Source organism: Nonomuraea monospora (assembly GCF_039531895.1).
Lineage (GTDB): Bacteria > Actinomycetota > Actinomycetes > Streptosporangiales > Streptosporangiaceae > Nonomuraea > Nonomuraea monospora.
Window position 1 is genome coordinate 105,397 of the sequence record NZ_BAAAQX010000007.1, and the last position, 13,910, is coordinate 119,306.

At 71.4% G+C, this 13,910-nt stretch carries 13 protein-coding genes; 10 read left to right on the forward strand and 3 right to left on the reverse strand.

The window, feature by feature from the left end; translation table 11 throughout:
• Nucleotides 1-43: 43 nt before the first annotated feature.
• From ABD331_RS15810 to ABD331_RS15850, 9 genes are read left to right on the forward strand one after another with little or no spacing between them, the layout of a single operon-like run.
• The gene (locus ABD331_RS15810) at nucleotides 44-2,005 is read left to right on the forward strand and encodes a glycoside hydrolase family 127 protein (protein WP_344475202.1); all 1,962 of its coding nucleotides are present in this window, start codon (nucleotides 44-46) and stop codon (nucleotides 2,003-2,005) included.
• The gene (locus ABD331_RS15815) at nucleotides 2,002-3,696 is read left to right on the forward strand and encodes an ABC transporter substrate-binding protein (protein ID WP_344475204.1); all 1,695 of its coding nucleotides are present in this window, start codon (nucleotides 2,002-2,004) and stop codon (nucleotides 3,694-3,696) included. Before ABD331_RS15810 ends, ABD331_RS15815 begins: the two co-directional genes overlap by 4 nt.
• Nucleotides 3,697-4,632 (forward strand): ABC transporter permease, encoded by a 936-nt coding sequence (locus ABD331_RS15820; protein WP_344475206.1) that lies wholly within the window; start codon nucleotides 3,697-3,699, stop codon nucleotides 4,630-4,632.
• On the forward strand, nucleotides 4,629-5,627 hold the full coding sequence (locus ABD331_RS15825) for an ABC transporter permease (RefSeq protein WP_262379267.1): 999 nt from the start codon (nucleotides 4,629-4,631) through the stop codon (nucleotides 5,625-5,627). The genes ABD331_RS15820 and ABD331_RS15825 overlap by 4 nt, the downstream gene beginning before the upstream one ends.
• Nucleotides 5,624-6,424, forward strand: coding sequence for an ABC transporter ATP-binding protein (locus ABD331_RS15830; protein WP_344475210.1), 801 nt, complete (start codon nucleotides 5,624-5,626; stop codon nucleotides 6,422-6,424). The genes ABD331_RS15825 and ABD331_RS15830 overlap by 4 nt, the downstream gene beginning before the upstream one ends.
• The gene (locus tag ABD331_RS15835) at nucleotides 6,421-7,233 is read left to right on the forward strand and encodes an ATP-binding cassette domain-containing protein (protein ID WP_344475212.1); all 813 of its coding nucleotides are present in this window, start codon (nucleotides 6,421-6,423) and stop codon (nucleotides 7,231-7,233) included. The genes ABD331_RS15830 and ABD331_RS15835 overlap by 4 nt, the downstream gene beginning before the upstream one ends.
• The gene (locus tag ABD331_RS15840) at nucleotides 7,230-8,507 is read left to right on the forward strand and encodes an alpha/beta fold hydrolase (protein WP_344475214.1); all 1,278 of its coding nucleotides are present in this window, start codon (nucleotides 7,230-7,232) and stop codon (nucleotides 8,505-8,507) included. Before ABD331_RS15835 ends, ABD331_RS15840 begins: the two co-directional genes overlap by 4 nt.
• Entirely contained in the window at nucleotides 8,500-9,825 is a 1,326-nt protein-coding gene (locus ABD331_RS15845; RefSeq protein WP_344475215.1) for an aminopeptidase P family protein, read from the forward strand. Before ABD331_RS15840 ends, ABD331_RS15845 begins: the two co-directional genes overlap by 8 nt.
• On the forward strand, nucleotides 9,822-10,712 hold the full coding sequence (locus ABD331_RS15850; RefSeq protein ID WP_344475217.1) for a dihydrodipicolinate synthase family protein: 891 nt from the start codon (nucleotides 9,822-9,824) through the stop codon (nucleotides 10,710-10,712). Before ABD331_RS15845 ends, ABD331_RS15850 begins: the two co-directional genes overlap by 4 nt.
• A gap of 112 nt (nucleotides 10,713-10,824) precedes the next feature.
• Here the strand turns inward: ABD331_RS15850 and ABD331_RS15855 are convergent, their stop codons facing one another.
• Nucleotides 10,825-11,799, reverse strand: coding sequence for an ACT domain-containing protein (locus ABD331_RS15855; protein ID WP_344475219.1), 975 nt, complete (start codon nucleotides 11,797-11,799; stop codon nucleotides 10,825-10,827).
• 122 nt (nucleotides 11,800-11,921) lie between these two features.
• Nucleotides 11,922-12,695: a neutral zinc metallopeptidase gene (locus ABD331_RS15860; RefSeq protein WP_344475221.1), complete on the reverse strand. Its 774-nt coding sequence runs from the start codon at nucleotides 12,693-12,695 to the stop codon at nucleotides 11,922-11,924.
• Between the two features lie 86 nt (nucleotides 12,696-12,781).
• On the opposite strand from ABD331_RS15860, the gene ABD331_RS15865 reads away from it, so the two are divergent.
• On the forward strand, nucleotides 12,782-13,189 hold the full coding sequence (locus tag ABD331_RS15865; RefSeq protein WP_344475223.1) for a hypothetical protein: 408 nt from the start codon (nucleotides 12,782-12,784) through the stop codon (nucleotides 13,187-13,189).
• A gap of 54 nt (nucleotides 13,190-13,243) precedes the next feature.
• Here the strand turns inward: ABD331_RS15865 and ABD331_RS15870 are convergent, their stop codons facing one another.
• Entirely contained in the window at nucleotides 13,244-13,741 is a 498-nt protein-coding gene (locus ABD331_RS15870) for a hypothetical protein (RefSeq protein ID WP_344475225.1), read from the reverse strand.
• Between the last annotated feature and the right edge of the window lie 169 nt (nucleotides 13,742-13,910).

The following is a 13,910-nucleotide window of genomic DNA, read 5'->3' on the forward strand; positions in this document are numbered from 1 at the left end:
CACCTATGGTTCAGTGCAATGCCACACATTACTGGGAAGGTTCATGACGTCTAAGCAGGTCAAGCCGCTGTCCGGCGCCGTGCGTACGTCCGCCGGAGCCGTTCGGCCGCTTGCGGGGGTACGCATCACCGGCGGTCTGCTGCACCACTGGCAGCGCCGGAACGGCACGGCCACGATCCCGCACACCATCGAGCAGCTCCGCGCGGCGGGCAACGTCGCCAACCTGAGCCGCCTCCTGGAGCAGGACCCGGCGCCGTACCGGGGCCGCTACCCGTTCCTGGACACCGACCTGTACAAGACCCTGGAGGGGCTGGCCTACGAGCTGGGCGACGGCCGCGCGGGGGAGCCCGTACGGGAGTTCTTCGACGAGGTCGTCGGCCTCCTCGAACGGGTCCAGGCCGGGGACGGCTACCTCAACTCCTTCTTCCAGGACCCGGCCGCCACGAAGAAGCCGTGGGAGGACCTGGCCTGGGGGCACGAGCTGTACAACCTGGGCCACCTCATCCAGGCCGCGGTCGCCGCGGCCCGCCGGATGGGGGACGAGCGGCTGCTGCGGGTGGCCGAGCGGTTCGCGGACCTGGTCGTGGAGCGGTTCGCGGACGACGGGGTGTGCGGACATCCCGAGGTGGAGATGGCGCTGGTCGAGCTGTACAGGGAGACGGGGCTGCGCGCCTACCTCGACCTGGCCGCCGCGTTCGTGGACCGGCGCGGCAAGGGGCAGCTCAAGCACAGCATCTTCCCCGGCGACTACTTCCAGGACCACCTGCCCTTCCGCGAGCTGCCGTCGGTGACGGGGCACGCGGTGCGGATGGCGTACCTGGCGGCCGGCGCGGCCGACGTCTACCTGGAGACGGGCGACCGGTCGCTGTTCGAGGCGCTGGAGCGGCTGTGGGACGACATGGTCGCCACGAAGCTGTACGTCACGGGCGGGCTCGGCAGCCGCCACTCCGACGAGGCGATCGGCGACCGGTACGAGCTGCCGTCCGAACGCGCCTACACCGAGACCTGCGCGGCCATCGCCGTCATGCAGTGGGGCTGGCGGATGTTCCTGGCCACGGGCGGCGCCGGTTACCTCGACGTGTTCGAGCGGGTGCTCTACAACGCGTACGCGGTGGGCCTGTCGGCGGACGGCAAGGCGTTCTTCTACGACAACCCGCTGCAGCGCCGTCCCGACCACGAGCAGCGCAGCGGCGCGGAAGCCGGCGGCGAGCCGTTGCGCCGCGCCTGGTTCACCTGCCCGTGCTGCCCGCCGAACATCGTGCGGTGGATGGCGCAGCTCGGCGACTATGTGGCGGCCGAGCGGGACGGGGCGCTGCTGGTGGCCTCCTATGCCGAAGGCCGGATCGAAGGCACGGAGCTGGACCTGGCGGTGGAGACCGCCTACCCGTGGGACGGCGACGTGCGGCTGACGGTCGAGCGCGCGCCCGACGGGCCGTACGGGCTGGTATTGCGCGTTCCAGGCTGGGCGCGAGGCGCGACGGTCACGGTCAACGGCCGACCGCACGAAGCGGACGCGGCGGTGACGGACGGCGGCGGATCACGCGCGGCCGAGCCGCACGACGGCTGGCTGACCGTCGAGCGCCGCTGGCAGGCCGGCGACGAGGTACGCCTCACGCTGCCGATGCCCGTACGCGCACACGGCTCGCACCCCTACCTGGACGCCACCAGGGGCGCGGCCAGCCTGGCCCGCGGCCCGCTGGTCTACTGCGTGGAGCAGCAGGACAGCCCGGACGCCGCCGTGGACGACCTGGTGATCGGCGTGCCCGAGATTGTTAACGCGAACATCGAGCGGCGGGACGACGCCGTGGTGCTGACCCTCACCGCCGCCGCAGCTCCCCCACCCTCCTCCGAGCTCTATCCCGAGCTTCCCCTGGAGGAGGCCCCCCTGGAGACGACGGTCACGGCGGCCTTCGTCCCCTACTTCCTCTGGGGCAACCGCGGCCCCGAAGCCATGCGGGTCTGGGTCAGGACCCCCGACGCAACCAATGGAAAGAAGGCGAAATGAGGAGATCGGCGGCGCTAGCGAGCGTCACGATGACCGCCGTGCTGGCGCTCACGGCGTGCGGCGGTGGCGGCGGGGGCGGCGCGGCCGCGCCCCAGGCCGCAGGCGGCACCGGCTCGTCGGCGGCCCCCGCGACCGGCGGCACGGTGCACATCCTGGCGCAGGCGGACTTCTCCCACCTGGACCCGGTACGCGGCTTCGACGGCGGGGTGAACAATTTCTACCGGCTCATCTACCGGGGGCTGACGACGTTCGGCGCAGGGCCTGGCGCGGAGGGCACGAAGATCGTCGCTGACCTGGCGACCGACACGGGCACGCCGTCCGACGACGCCAAGACCTGGACGTTCACGCTGAAGGACAACCTCTTCTTCGAGGACGGCACGCCGATCACCAGCGAGGCGGTCAAGTTCGGCTTCTCGCGCGCCTTCGACCCGGAGGCGGGCATCGGCTCGCCGTACGGCAAGCTGCTGCTCGACGCGCCCAAGGACTACAAGGGCCCGTACCTGTCGGGTGATCTGGACACGATCGAGACGCCGGACGACAAGACGGTCGTCATCCACCTGAAGAAGCCGTACGCCGACTTCCCGAGCGCGCTGGCGCTGTCGAACTTCACGCCGTTCCCCAAGGGCACCGGGGCGGGGGCCGCGTTCGACAGCAAGCCGATCGCGAGCGGGCCGTACAAGGTGGCCGGCTACCAGCGCAGCGTGTCGCTGAAGCTGGAGCGCAACCCGCAGTGGAAGCAGGAGACCGACACCGTGCGCACGGCCAAGCCGGACGCGTTCGAGTGGACGTTCGGCCTGGACCCGGCCACGATCGACGAGCGCATGCTGGCCGGGCAGGGCACCGACGCCGACGCGCTCGGGCCGAGCATCCAGGCGGCGACCGTGGCCCGCGTGCAGACGCCGCAGATCAAGGCGCGCACGTTGTCCGGGCTGAACGGCTGCACCACCTACATGGGCCTGAACACCACCAAGAAGTACCTGAGTGACGTACGGGTGCGCCAGGCGATCAACTACGCGATCGACAAGGACACCATCGTGGCGGCGATGGGCGGGTCGCTGCTGGCGCAGAAGGGCACCTCGATCCAGCCGCCGACGGTCGCCGGACGGGTGGACTACGACCCGTACCCGCACAATGTCGAGCAGGCCAAGAAGCTGCTGGCCGACGCCAGCCTGTCGGGCGGCTTCTCGCTGACGCTGGACACGCGGGCGCAGCCGAAGATGGCGGCGGTCTCGGTCGCCGTCCAGGAGGCGCTCAAGCAGGTCGGCATCGACGTCAAGATCAACAACATCGACACCTCGACGTACTACGAGGTCATCGGCACCCCGGCGAAGCAGAACGACATGGCCGTGACCGGCTGGTGCCCCGACTGGGCCTCCGGCGCGACGTTCCTGCCGCCGCTGTTCGACGGCCGCAACATCACCAGCAAGGGCAACTCCAACCTGGCCCAGCTCAACGACAAGGCCGTCAACGCCAAGATCGACGAGATCGCCGCGATGACCGACGTCGAGCAGGCCAACGCCGCCTACGGCGAGCTGGACAAGCAGATCATGGAGCTGGCCCCGGTGGTGCCGCTGGCCTACGAGAAGCTGATCCTGGTCAACGGCGCGAACATCGCGGGCGCCTACCAGTCCAACTCCTACTCCGGCGGTGTCGACCTGGTCTCCGTCGGACTGGCGAAGCCGACGAAGTAGATGACCGTCGCAGCGCATCCAGAGCAGGTGGCGGGCGCCGTGCCCGCCACCTCGGGCCGGCGCGTCACCCGCGTGCTGCTGCGTGACCGGGGCGCCGTGATCAGCGGCGCCTACCTCGCGCTGATCGTGCTGATGGCCATCGGCGCGCCGCTGATCAGCGCGATCACCGGGCACGGCCCCAACGACTTCGACACGGCCGCGGTCAACACCGACCTGGGCGGGGTGCCCCACGGGTCGCTCGGCGGCATCAGCTCCGAGCACCTGCTGGGCGTCGAGCCGCAGAACGGCCGCGACATCCTGGCGCGCGTCGCCTACGGCGCCCGCGTCTCACTGATCATCGCGGCCTCGGCCACCGCCCTCACCACGCTGCTCGGCGTGGTGCTGGGCATGCTCGCCGGGTTCTACCAGGGCTGGGTCGACCAGGTGATCTGCCGGGTGATGGACTTCCTGATGGCCTTCCCCGCGCTGATCTTCATGATCGCGATCCTGTCCGCGCTGCCGCAGGGCAACCGGCCGGTGCTGCTGGTCCTGGTGATCAGCGTGTTCGGCTGGCCGTACCTGGCGCGGGTGGTGCGCGGGCAGACGCTCACGCTGGTCAACCGGGAGTTCGTGGAGGCCGCGCGGGCCTCCGGCGCCTCCACGCGGCAGCTCGTGTTCAAGGAGATCCTGCCGAACCTGCGCAGTTCCCTGATCGTGATGACGACCCTGGCCGTGCCCGGCTACGTCGGGACGGAGGCGGGGCTGTCGTTCCTGGGCGTCGGCGTCACGCCGCCCACCCCGTCGTGGGGTCAGATGATCGCCAGTTCGGTCGGCTGGTACGCCGTGGACCCGATGTACTTCGTCATCCCCGGCGCGTTCCTGTTCCTCACGGTGCTGTCGCTGACGGTGCTGGGCGACAGGATCAGGGCCGCCGTGGACGCCGGGGAGGCCTCATGATGGCGCGGTACGTGGCCGGACGCCTGGCCGGCGTCGTGGTCATCCTGTTCCTGGTGTGCCTGTTCACGTTCGTCCTGTTCTTCACCCTCCAGCCGGACCCGGCGGTGATGATCTGCGGGAAGACGTGCACGCCGGAGCGCATCGACCAGATCCGCGACGTGCTGGGCCTCAACCAGCCGTTCCTCGCGCAGTTCTTCGGCTTCCTCGGCGGCATCTTCGCCGGGCGCGACTACGGCCAGGGCGCCAACCTCGTGCACTGCGCGGCGCCGTGCCTGGGCTACAGCTTCCAGACCAACCAGTCCGTGATGGACATGGTCGTGGAACGCCTGCCGGTCAGCGCGACGGTCGCGATCGGCGCGGCCGTGCTGTGGCTGCTCGTCGGGATCCTCGCCGGGCTGCTCAGCGCGGTCAAGGAGGGCACCTGGTGGGACCGCACCGCGATGGGCCTGGCGCTGGGCGGCTCCAGCATCCCCAACTACGTGCTGGCGCTGGCCCTGCAGTACGTGCTCGTCGTGCAGCTCCAGGTGTTGCCGTTCCCGCAGGCCGTGGCGTTCTCCGACGACCCGGTGGTGTGGTTCCAGTCGTACCTGATGCCGTGGATCGTGCTGGCCACCGGCTACGCCTGCCTGTACGCCCGGCTCACCCGCGCCAACGTGATCGACACCCTGGCGGAGAACTTCATGCGCACGGCCAGGTCCAAGGGCCTCAGCCCGGCGCTGACCATGCGCAGGCACGCGCTGCGCCCGGCGCTGACGCCGATCGCGACGATCTTCGGCATGGACTTCGCCGCGCTGCTCGGCGGCGCGCTGATCACCGAGACCGTGTTCGGGCTGAACGGGGTCGGCAAGATGGCCGCCGACTCGATCGCCAAGAACGACCAGCCGGTCATCATGGCGGTCACGCTGCTGGCGGCGTTCTTCGTGGTGATCGGCAACGTGGTGGTGGACCTCGTCTACACGAGGCTGGACCCGAGAGTGAGGATAACGACGCCATGAGCGAGTTGCTTGTCGTGGAGGACCTCACCGTCACCTTCCCGACCTCGCGCGGCCCGGTGGACGTGGTCAAGGGCGTGTCGTTCACGGTCGGCAGGGACGAGACGGTCGGCATCGTCGGCGAGTCGGGCTCCGGCAAGTCGATGACCAGCCTGGCGGTCATGGGCCTGCTGCCCAAGGGCGCACAGACCAGGGGCAGCGTCCGGCTGAACGGCACGGAGCTGCTCGGCCGTCCCGACAGGGAGCTGCGCAAGCTGCGGGGCGAGCAGATGTCGATGATCTTCCAGGACCCGCTGTCGTCGCTGAACCCGTACTACACGGTGGGCCTGCAGATCGAGGAGATGTACCGCGCGCACCGCGGCGGCTCCCGCAAGGCCGCGCGCGCGATCGCCGTCGAGGCGCTCGGGCACGTCGGCCTGCCCGAGCCGGAGCGGCGCGCCGGCTACTACCCGCACCAGTTCTCCGGCGGGCAGCGGCAGCGCGTCATGATCGCGATGGCGCTGGTGTGCCAGCCGGCGCTGCTGATCGCCGACGAGCCGACCACCGCCCTGGACGTGACCGTGCAGGCGCAGATCCTGCGCCTGCTGGCCAGCCTCCAGCGGGAGAGCGGCACCGGGATGGTGTTCATCACCCACGACCTGGCCGTGATCAGCTCGATCGCGACCCGCGTGCTGGTGATGCGGCGCGGCGAGCAGCTCGAGTACGGCACCGCCGAGCAGATCTTCGCCGAGCCCGGGCACGACTACACCCGGATGCTGCTGGAGAGCATCCCGCGCATCGACGATGAGGTGGTCCTATGACGTTGCTGCGCGCCGAGAGCCTCACCAAACGGTTCGTCTCGCGCGGGCCGCTGGGCGCCAGGAGCGAGTTCACCGCCGTGGACCAGGTCAGCTTCGAGGTGCGGCTGGGCGAGACGCTGGCCGTCGTCGGCGAGTCCGGCAGCGGCAAGTCCACCACCGCCCGTATGATCGCCAAGCTGATGGACCCGACCGGGGGCACCCTGGAGTTCGAGGGCGAGGACGTCACGCACGCCACGGGCGCGGCGCTGTCCCGCTTCCGCTCGAACGTGCAGGTCGTCTTCCAGGACCCGTTCTCCTCGCTCAACCCCCGCCACACCGTGGAGCGCATCCTCATGGCGCCGCTCGTCTACCAGGGCATCGCGCCCAAGGGCAGCCGCCGCGAGCACGCCAAGGAGCTGATGGAGCGGGTCGGGCTCAACCCCGACCACTCGCTGCGCTACCCCGCGCAGTTCTCCGGCGGGCAGGCCCAGCGCATCGGCATCGCCCGCGCGCTGGCCGTCAACCCCAGGCTGGTGATCTGCGACGAGGCCGTCTCCGCGCTGGACGTGTCGGTGCAGGCGCAGGTCATCGAGCTGCTGCGGCGGCTGCAGAAGGAGAGCGGCTTCAGTTACGTGTTCATCGCCCACGACCTGGCCGTGGTGCGGCAGATCGCGCACCGGGTCGCGGTCATGAGCAAGGGCCGGATCGTCGAGCTCGGGCCCGCGGCGCAGGTGTTCGGCGACCCGCAGGACGAGTACACGCGCACGCTGCTGGCGGCCATCCCCCGGATCGACCCGGAGTGGGACCGCCGCAGGAGGGAGAGGTCTTGATCACCGCGACGTACACGATCCCCGGGATGCGGGTGCGCGACCACGCCGAGCGGGTGCCGCTCGACTGGTGCGACCCCGCGCGCGGGACGATCACGGTGTTCGCCCGCGAGCTGGTGGACCCGGCCCGCGACGGCGAGGACCTGCCGTGCCTGCTCTACCTCCAGGGCGGGCCCGGCGGCAAGGGGCCCCGCCCGGTCGGCACGTCCGGCTGGCTGGGGCGGGCGCTGGAGACGTACCGGGTGATCCTGCTCGACCAGCGCGGGACGGGCCGCAGCTCGCGTGTCGACGGCCGGGTGATGGGCGCGCTCGGCGCGCCGGAGGGCGCCGAGTACCTGGCGCGTTTCCGCGCCGACTCGATCGTGGCCGACGCCGAGCACCTGCGCAGGACCGTCTTCGGCGGGCGGCGCTGGTCCACGCTCGGGCAGAGCTACGGCGGCTTCCTGACGCTGACGTACCTGTCGAACGCGCCCGAGGGCCTCAGCGCCTGCTACGTGGCGGGCGGCCTGCCGTCGCTCGACCCGGACGCCGCCGAGGTCTACCGGCGCACGTACCCGCGGGTCGCGGCCAAGAACGCCGAGTTCTACCGCCGCTACCCGCACCACGCCGAGACGACGGCGCGGCTGGCCGACCGGCTCGCCGAGGGCGACGTGCGCCTGCCGGACGGCGACACGCTGACCGTGCGGCGGCTGCAGTCGCTGGGCATCGACTTCGGCATGAAGCCCGGCTACGAGCGCATGCACTGGCTGCTGGACGAATCCGACGGCCTGCCCGAGACGTTCCTGCACCAGGTGCTGGCGCGTTCCTCCTACGCCGACAACCCGCTGTTCGCCGCGCTGCAGGAGAGCATCTACGGGCACGGCGCAGGCGCGACCGCGTGGGCGGCGCAGCGCGAGCGCGCCCGCCACCCCGCCTTCGCCGAGGACGCCAGGCCGCTGCTGTTCACGGGCGAGATGATCTACCCCTGGATGTTCGAGGAGATCCGGGCGCTGCGCCCCTTCCGCGGCGCCGTCGGCCTGCTCGCCGAGCGGGACGACTGGCCGCCGCTGTACGACCTGGACCGGCTGGCCGCCAACGACGTGCCCGTGGCCGCCGCCGTCTACTACGACGACATGTACGTCGACTCCGGCCTGCAACTCGACACCGCCTCCCGGGTCGGCAACACGCAGGCCTGGGTCACCAACGAGTACGAGCACGACGGCATCGGCGAGGAACGCGTCTTCGCCCGCCTGACCGCGCTCGTCCGCGACCTCGGAGGAGGACTGACCGATGGGTGACGGCAAGCTGCCCAAACTGATCGACATCCCCGCGTTCACCCAGTACATCGCCCAGGGCTGGGACTCCCCCGCCCGCACGCCCGACCTGGTCCCCGGGGCGGCCGAGGCCGCCGCCGCCCACCGGGCCAGGCTCGCCGAGGCGCTGCCCGGACGGACCGTCGTGGTCAAGGCCGGACACGCGCCGACCCGCAGCAACGACACCGCCTACGACTTCCGGGTGGACAGCGACTTCTACTGGCTGACCGGGTGCGCGGTGGAGCACGCGGTCGCGGTCGTCCGCGACGGCGCGGCCACCCTGTACCTGCCGCCGCCCGCCCGGCCAGGCGAGACCGGCTTCTTCGCCGACGCCGCCTACGGCGAGCTGTGGGTCGGCCCTTCGCCGTCGCTCGCCGAATGGTCGGCCGCGCTCGGCGCCGAGGTGCTGCCGCTGGCCGACTTCACCGACCCCGGCGACTCCCCTGACCACGCGGGCCAGGTGCTCGCCGAGCTGCGCATGATCAAGGACGAGTGGGAGGTCGGGCAGCTCCGCGAGGCCGTGGACCGCACGGTCGAGGGCTTCGCCGCCGTGCTGGCCGAGATCCCCGCCGCCGTCGCGGGCGGCGGCGAACGCTGGCTGCAGGGCACCTTCGACCGGTACGCCAGGACCCACGGCAACGGCCCCGGCTACGCCTCCATCGTCGGCGGCGGCCCGCACGCCCCCACCCTGCACTGGGTGCGCTGCGACGGGCCCGTCCGCGAGGGCGAGGTGCTGCTGCTCGACATGGGCGTGGAGACCCGCTCCCACTACACCGCCGACGTCACCCGCACCTTCCCCGTCTCCGGCACGTTCACCCCCGCCCAGCGGCAGGTGCACGACCTGGTCGAACGGGCACACCGCGCCGGGATCGCCCAGGTGACGCCCGGCAGGCCGTTCACCGCGTTCCACCACGCCGCCATGGAGGTCATCGCCGGCGGCCTGCACGACTGGGGGCTGCTGCCCGTCTCGGTGGACGAGGCCCTGTCGGACACCGGCCAGCACCACCGCCGCTACCTGATCTGCGGCATCGGCCACCACCTCGGCCTCGACGTGCACGACTGCGCCCGCTCCCGCCCCGAGGCCTACCACGGCGCCGACATGACGCCCGGCATGGTGCTGACCGTCGAGCCCGGACTGTACTTCCACGCGCACGACCGCACGGTGCCGCCCGAACTGCGCGGCATCGGCGTGCGCATCGAGGACGACCTGCTCGTGACGGCGGACGGCGCCGAGAACCTGTCCGCCGCGCTGCCCCTCGACGCGAGCGGGCTGGAGAACTGGATCAAGGAGAAGAACATATGACCGCCCCCGTGTGGCACGGCGTCCACGTCGCCACCGCGCTGCCCTTCCACGACGACCTCACCGTCGACTACGACGCCTACGCCGAGCACGTGCGCTTCCTCGCCGACGGCGGCTGCGACGGCGTGTGCCCCAACGGCTCGCTCGGCGAGTACCAGACCCTGACCGGCGAGGAACGCGCCCGCGTCGTGCGCACCGCCGTCGAGGCCGCACCCGACGGCTTCCACGTCATGCCGGGCGTGGCCGCCTACGGGTCCGCCGAGTCGCGGCGCTGGGCCGAGCAGGCCGCCGAGGCGGGCGCGTCGTCCGTGCTCCTCCTCCCGCCGAACGCCTACCGCGCCGACCGCCGCGCCATCGTCGCGCACTACCGCGAGGTGGCCAAGGCGGGGCTGCCGGTCGTCGCCTACAACAACCCGATCGACACCAAGGTCGACCTGACCCCGTCCCTGCTGGCCGAGCTGCACCAGGAGGGGCTGATCGTGGGGGTGAAGGAGTTCACCGGGGACGTGCGCAGGGCGTACGAGATCGCCGAGCTCGCGCCGGGGCTGGACCTGCTGGTCGGGTCGGACGACGTGCTGCTGGAGCTGGGCATCGCCGGGGCCGTCGGGTGGATCGCCGGGTACCCGAACATGATCCCCCGGGCCACCGTGGAGCTGTACCACCTGGCGGTGGCGGGGGATGTGGCCAAGGCGCTGCCCGTCTACCGGGATCTGCATCCGCTGCTGCGGTGGGACTCCAAGACCGAGTTCGTGCAGTCGATCAAGCTGTCGATGGATCTGGCCGGGCGCAAGGGGGGTGCTTGCCGGCCGCCCCGGCTCGCGCTCGCGCCGGAGATCGCGGAACGGATCACCCGGGACACCGAGGCCGTGCTGGCCAAGGGCTACCGCTGACCTGACCGGCCCGCGCCGCGCACGAGGCACCGCCTGCGCGGCAGGCCCGGCACGGGGCGGCAGGCACGGGGCGGCAGGCACGGGGCGGCAGGCCGGGCGCGGGGCGGCCGGGTCAGCCGGTGCTGTACCGGGCGTGCGTGGCGGCGGACGTCAGGGCCGCCGCCCGGGCCGCCTCCGTCGGGGTGAAGGGCAGCTCGGGCCGCCGCACGAGCAACGCCCGATCGGGGTTCACCGAGATCACCATGGTCGTGTTGAGCTCGGCCCCCTCGTCCACGGTGTCGCCGGGCCGCCGCCACTCGACGTCCGAGACCCGCAGCAGCTCGGCCATCGCCTCGGGCAGCCGGTCCGGGTCGTCGCTGACGCGCTGCGCCAGCACCAGCGCCTGGACGCCGGGGTCGGTGAGGTCCTTCACCCGGGCGGGCACGATCACCACGTCTTGCCCGCCGGCCTCCCCCAGCGCCCCGGCCAGCACGCCGAGTTCGAGGTCGCGCGGCGCCTCGATGACGAACTCGTCGAGCGCGTCGCACCCGGCGGGCGTGATGGCGCTGCTGCCGGTCGGCGCGATGTGCAGCGCCAGGATGTTGCACCGCAGCCGTCCGAACGCCCCGGCGACGGTGGCGAGCCTCCCGGGCCGTTCCACCACCCGCATCCGGATCCGCCACAACGCCATCGCCCCGCCGGCGCCGTCCTCGACGGGCAGCGCCGCCGTGTCACGCCGCCCTCCCGCCGTCCCCGAACCGAGACCCGAACTACCCACCGGCCCGGAACCGCGCCCGAACGGGCCGGGCTTCCGCGCGGACGGCCCGGAACCACGTCCGAACGGGCCGGAACCGCGTGCGGAAGGGCCGGAATCGCGTGCGGAAGGGCCGGGCCGGTGGCCGAGTCGCTTGTGGATGGCGGCGCCGACGATCAACGCCACCCCCAGCCCCACCAGGACGACGGGCCCGGGCTCCTGGTGTCCGAGCAGGGTCGCGAGCAGGTGCGCCAGGCCGACCGCGAGGAACAGCGCGGCGAGCTCGACCAGCTCCCGCCCCCACGAACGGCCGCCTCCGGTACGCGCGTCAGTCACTTTCGGTGCATCGCTCATGACGTCCAGTCTGCGTGGACCGTGTTACATGATCACGGCTCCGGTGATTGCGGCGGCATTAAACCGCCTTCACCACCCGGCCGGAATCTGCCGCCGTTTTACCGGCGGTTGTCCCGCGCCGGTCAGGAGACCTTGGCGGAGGAGGCCGCCCAGGTGTTGCACGCCGCGGGAGAGACGGCCTCGAAGCCCCGGTTCAGCCAGGCGGCGATGTTGCGCCCCTTGCCGTGATCGCGGACCTTGGTGTGCTCGTCGCCGCTCTCCCGCTGCACGTCGAGCATGTACTCCCAGTCCTCCTCCGTGCGGTCCAGGCTGTCCCACACGCTGCCGATGAAGACGCCCGCCAGGCACTCGGCCTGCAGTTCCCCGCGCCGCGACTGCTCGTTCAGCTCGTTCTTGCCGCTGTACGGGTGCTCCTCGTAGGCGCGGTCGATGCCGGTGATGTTCTGGAGGTGGTGCCCGTACTCGTGGGCGGCCAGGCCGAACAGGAACAGGTCGGAGGGGTCGGCGAGGAGGTCCTTGTCCAGCAGGATCACGAAACGCCGCTCGGCGGGGCAGTACTTGCCCGCGGCGCCGCCCCACGCCTCGCCGCAGAAGCGCTTCTTCTTGGTGATGAAGCCGATCGCGGCCGGGCTGAACGGCAGGCCGGCCCGCTTGAAGTAGGCGCCCCACGAGGTGTTGAGGCAGTTGAACACCTTCGTCAGGTAGCTCTTGGCCAGAGCGACGTCGTTCGGCTTGACCTTGCGCTCGGTGCACCGGCTCGCCTGGAGCTCGCCTGCACTGTAGAGCTTGTTCGCGGTCAGGACGCGATCGCGGATGGGATATGTCGTGGCGTGAGCCGTGTTGCCCAGGAGTGCCAGGGATAACACGACACCGCAGATAAGGCCGGTGATGCGCATGATCGGCATCTTAGGTCAGCTCCTGCTGGACTCCTGCCGTGGGAGACTGCCCCGGTCGTGAAGTCCAGGAGTGGAGTCCGTTCCCCGTGCGTATCAGCGTCGCCGTCGTCGTCCCGCTCGTGCTCTGCCTGACCGCCTGCGGCCCCGAGCCGCTCCCCCCGCAAGCGACGACGCCGCCCGCATCCACCACCACGCCGACGCCCGACCCAACCCCCACCCTGGCCGGTCCCGGGACAGTGTGCGGCGAGGTCGAGGCGGCCGACGGTTCCCTGGCGGCCGTCGCCGTGCAGCGGGGCCGCGCCGACTGCGCCGAGGCGCAGCGTGTCCTGCGCGCCTACTACCGGCCGCGGACCGCCAAGCAGGGCACGGCCGGGATCGCCACCGTCGCGGGCTGGGAGTGCGCGAGCAGCACCGCCGCCGAGGCCATGCGCACCGGCAGGCTGACCTCGTGCCGCAAGGGCACCGCCACGATCGTGGCCGACGTCATCCCCTGAGCAGGGAAAGCCCCGCCGCGCGCGCGACGGGGCCTCAAGCAGGGGCCGATCCGGTCAGCCGGAGCGGCCGATCAGCCGGAGCGTGATCGCGTACTCGTAGTGCTTGCCGGAGTTGCCGTTCACGTTCCCCTGGACGATGTCCTCGTCCTCCACGAAGTAGCCCGGATCGAGCCCGGAGCACTGGGTGGCGGAGGCGTAGGCGGAGCCGAGGTTGTAGCCGTCGTTGACGTAGGGCGGGGTGACCTCGCGCAGGCTGACGGCCAGGTCGCCGTCGTCCACCTCGAGCAGCGCCACCGGGTCGCCGAAGCTGCCGGGGCTCAGGGTGTCGCCGTTCCTGGCGTTGACGTAGCCGTTGTTGGGGAACAGGTTCCCCCCGATCTTGACGCGCAGCTCGTCCTTCCCGTCCTTCTCGCTGACGTCGTAGGCGACGATCTCGACGATCTCCACTTCACAACTGTCGACGTCGGCGGCGGCCGGGCCGGCGAACACGGTCCCGGGCACGACGAGGCCTGCCGCGAGGACGAGGATGGCGATCGGCTTGCGTAAGTGCATGCTTTCTGCTCCTTCGATGTCCGAACGTTTCGCGCCCTTTCGCGAAACGCGGCATCAGGGTGCGGACGGCATCGTTAGCGCATCGTTAGTGCGCAGGTCAAAAGCCATTCGCACCGGACGCGGAAGGCTGCTGCGCGGGCGACGACCGTGAACGGCGAATGAATTCTGC